General features: G+C 72.6%; 3 protein-coding genes. All 3 read left to right on the forward strand.

Translation table 11 applies throughout. From position 1 onward, the window contains the following. Positions 1–919, forward strand: a 919-nt coding sequence (locus ACWJ6R_RS31070; protein WP_449065635.1) for a carbohydrate ABC transporter permease, incomplete at its 5' end; no start/stop codon positions are given. 136 nt (positions 920–1,055) lie between these two features. Beyond that, the gene (locus ACWJ6R_RS31075) at positions 1,056–1,856 is read left to right on the forward strand and encodes a carbohydrate ABC transporter permease (RefSeq protein WP_449065636.1); all 801 of its coding nucleotides are present in this window, start codon (positions 1,056–1,058) and stop codon (positions 1,854–1,856) included. Positions 1,857–1,947: 91 nt separating this feature from the next. Beyond that, positions 1,948–4,041 carry a beta-galactosidase gene (locus ACWJ6R_RS31080; protein ID WP_449065637.1) on the forward strand — a complete coding sequence of 698 codons (2,094 nt, stop codon included), beginning with the start codon at positions 1,948–1,950 and terminating at the stop codon, positions 4,039–4,041. The last annotated feature ends 260 nt before the right edge of the window (positions 4,042–4,301 follow it).

Below are 4,301 nucleotides of genomic sequence, written 5' to 3' on the forward strand. Positions count from 1 at the left end.
GCGGCGCCGGCGCCGCCCGGGGACCGGGCGCCGCGACCACCTCGTCGGATGGCTCCTGGTCGCCCCGGCGGTGGTGTACTTCGTCGTCTTCCTGCTCTATCCCGCGCTCTCGGCGCTGTACTACAGCTTCACCGACTGGGACCTGCGCAGCGAGGCGAACTGGGTCGGCCTGGCCAACTACATCGACCTGTTCTCCGACGACGTCAAGTACCCGCACTTCTGGAAGTCGGTGCAGGTCACCCTCCAGTACACGCTGATCGCGGTGCCGCTGACGCTGGGTACCGCACTGGCGCAGGCGCTGCTGGTCAACGCGGTCCGCCGCGGCTCCAACCTGTTCCGGCTGCTGCTGTTCCTGCCGGTGGTCACCGCCGAGGCGGCGGTCGGCGCCATCTGGCGCTGGCTCTACGACCCGCAGTACGGCCTGATCAACAGCGTGCTGGGACTGTTCGGGGTCCCGCCGCAGAACTGGCTCAACACCCCCGAACTGGTCATCCCGGCGCTCGCGTTCATCGCCGCCTGGCAGTGCGGCATCTCGATGATCATCTATCTGGCGGGGCTGAAGGGCATCCCCGCCTCGATCACCGAGGCGGCGACCATCGACGGCGCGGGACCGGTGCAGCGGTTCCGGAAGGTGGTGTTCCCGATGCTCCGGCCCACCACCTTCTACCTGCTGGTCACCGGGGTGATCGCGGCGCTGCAGGTGTTCGGCCTGGTCTACGTGATCTTCTCGGGCGGCGGCGGCAAGGGCGCGGCGGGCGGCCCCGAGCAGTCGGGCCTGGCCTACGTCCTGCACCTGTACCTGTTCGCGTTCCGCTACGACGCGATGGGCGCGGCCTGCGCCATGTCGTTCATCCTGCTCGTCTTCATCATGATCATCACCGCCGTGCAGTTCAAGTTCGTCAAGCAGGAGGCGGCGTGAAAGCCGTTACACCGGAGACACCGAAGATGCCGGGGGCACCGGGTGCACCGGGGACGCCGGGACCGCGCAGGGCGCCCGGGACGCCGGCGGCGCCGGTGCGCTCCAGACTGGGCTCGCCCCCGTCTACGCGGCCCTCGTGGTGCTCGCGGCCGTCGCGGTCGTCCCGTTCGTCTGGATGCTCGCGACCTCCTTCAAGCACGGCCCGGACATCTACACCAAGGTGCCCAGCCTGCTGCCGCTGGACCGCAGGACCGGGGAGTGGTCCCCCACCCTGGAGAACTACTCCTACGTCCTCGACATCAGCGGCTTCGGCCGGGCGTTCCTCAACAGCCTGTGGGTCTGCCTCGTGCTGGTGCCGGGCAAGCTGCTGCTGGACGCCTTCGCCGCCTACGCCTTCGCGCGCATCCCCTTCCCCGGGCGGGACAAGCTCTTCGTCGTCCTGCTCGCCGGGATGATGGTGCCCACGATCACGCTGCTGGTGCCCAGGGTCCACGTGACCCAGCAGCTCGGCATGTTCGACTCGCCGTGGGGCCTGATCGTGCCCAATCTGGTCTCGGTGCTGGACGTCTTCCTGCTCCGGCAGTTCTTCCGCTCCCTGCCGAACGAGCTGGAGGAGGCCGCGCTCATCGACGGGGCCGGCCGGATGCAGATCTTCTGGCGGATCATCCTGCCGCTCTCCAAGCCGGTGCTCGCGGTCGTCACGATCACCAGCTTCATCTTCCACTGGAACGACCTGGTCTGGCCGCTGGTCGTGCTCAACAGCCCCGACCTGTACACGCTGCCGCTCGCGCTGCAGCAGCTCACCAGCCAGTGGGCGGGCCGCGCCTACTACATCATGGCCGGCGCCTCGCTGGCCGTCGTGCCCGTGATCATCGTCCTGCTGGTCTTCCAGCGGCGCATCCTGGCCGGCATCGCGTTCACCGGCCTGAAGTCGTAGGCCGCCCCGCCGTCCGCACCCGTGCGCACCCGTCACAAGCCTGTCACAAGCCTGTGACGAGCCCGTGCGCACCCGTCAGAAGGAGCCCTGCGTGACCATCGAGGTCCGCGACGGAGTCACCGTCCTCGACGGCGAGCCCCGGCTGCTCGTCACCGCCGACTACCCCTACTACCGCGACCACCCCTCGGTCTGGGCGGACCGGATCACCGCGATCCGCGACGAGCTGGGCATCACCGTCATCACCTGCTACATCCCCTGGCGGCACCACCAGCCGGAGGCCGGGTCACCGCCGGACTTCACCGGCTCCACCCATCCGAGCCGCGACGTCGTCGGCTTCCTGGCCCTGTGCCGCTCGCTCGGGGTCGAGGTCGTCGCCAAGCCGGGGCCGTTCATCCACGCCGAGACCGACTTCGGCGGCCTGCCCGACTGGGTGGACCCGGAGGCCGACGGCCTGATCGAACCCCTGCTGGACGCGGCGGGCGCCCCGTCGCTCTGGGCCGGCCGGCAGCTGCCCGCCCCGCTCGGGACGGTCTTCGACGCCCACGCGACCGAGTGGCTGGAGGCCGTCGGCAAGGAGGTCCTCGCGGGCACCCGCCACCCGGACGGCCCGGTCGTCCTGATGCAGATCGCCAACGAGGGCGTCTTCACCAACGGGGCGCTGCCTCTGTCGGCCTACGACTACAGCGCCTCGGGCCTGGCCTTCTTCCGGGCCGGGCTGGAGCGGCGGTACGGCACGCTGGAGGAGTACAACCGGGTCCACGCGACGGAGGTCCGCGGCTGGGACGAGATCGAGCCGCCCCGGGAGTGGACGGCGCCTGCGCGTTCGGAGGAGCAGCAGGCGTACGCCGACTGGGGCCGCTTCCACGCCGACTACCTCGCAGAGGTCTACCACCGCTGGACCCGCGCGGTGGACTGCGGCGTGCCGGTCGTGGTCAACCTGAACCCGCCCGCGGGCGACCACCACTCCTTCGACGACTGGCTGGCCCGGGTGCGCCCCGAGACGTGGGACGGCGTCCACTACGGCTTCACCAACTGGATGGGCGTGGTCTCGGCCGACCCGGACGCCCAGGCCCGCTACGTGCTCGCCGCCAAGCGCGCGCCCGGCCCGAACCTGGAGGAGAACTGGGGGTTCTCCGAGCTCTACGACCGCGCCTACGCCGACGCGGCCACCAGCTTCCACCAGAGCCTGCTGGCCCTGGCCGCCGGGGCGACCGGTTTCAACGTCTACACCGCGGTGGGCACCTCCGGCTGGCCGTCCGGGCTCGACTCCGTGCACGCCGCGCCGTACCCCGACTGCGCGCCCATCGGCGCCGACGGCACGGCCGGTGCGAAGGCGCCCGCGGTGCGCGCGCTGGCGGAGTTCTTCGCCCGGCACGGGGCCGAGTTCCTGGAGTGCGCGCCGGTGCGCGGCGGGGCGTTCGGGCTCTACCTGCCGTACGCGGGCATCGCCGCCTGGGCGCCGCCCGGCTCCGGCGCTCCGGAGTGCGGCCGCGCGCTGCGCGCCTTCCACGACCGCATGCGCGCCGCCGGGCTCGACTACCGGGTGCTGGACCTGGAGCGCGCGGACGCGCTGGAGCCGGAGTCCTGCCCGCGGCTGACGGTCCCGGGCGGCGCCTTCATGCACCGCCGTGTCCAGCGGCTGCTGGCCGGGTACGTCGCGGGCGGCGGCCTCCTCGACGTCGACGGTGTCCTGCCCGGCCTGGACGAGGACCTGCGTCCGTGCCGGATCCTCGCCGACGCGCTGGGCGGGGCCGCCGACCCGGAGGGCGGTACGGCGGGCGCCGACGGGACCGGCGGGACCGGCGGTTCCGGGGCGGGCGGCGCGGCGCGCGGTCCCCGGGTGGTCGAGGGCGACGCCGACGCGTTCCTGCGGGTGCACCCGGACCGCGACGTCGCCTACCTGACGGTGCTGACCATGAGCGGCCACGAGGGCCCGGTGCGGATCGAGCTGGACGGCCGGGAGACGGAGGTCGTCACCGCGCGCGGCGGCGCGGCCGTGCTGCGCCTCGTCGCGGGGGCGCTGGACGACTTCCTGGTCAAGGGCGTCAACGGCCACCTCGGCTCGGCGGTCGCCGCCGGCGTCCGGACGGGCGAGGCGGCGTACGCGGCGGAGGAGCCCGCCGACCTGGCCCGGATCGGCGGAGCCGTGATCACGCAACCGTGTCACGCCTCCCCCCTGGGGTAGGTAACCGGCGTTCCCCGCCGTGTCGCGCGGATCCGGACCCGGGACGGCAGGACACGGCGGGCGTCACCCGTCCCGGGAGGGGAGATTCGGGGGATCGATCCATGAGCCAGGACACGAGAACCGGCCGGGAGCGGCCGGGAACCGGCACGGCGGACACGCCGGGCCGGGTGACGGCCTCGGACTACTCGGGGCCGGGCGTCGAGGCCGAACTCGACTCGCGCCGCGGGACGGCCCGGGACGCGCGCGCGTCCGCGATCGAC

The sequence above is a fragment of the Planomonospora algeriensis genome (genome assembly GCF_977012225.1).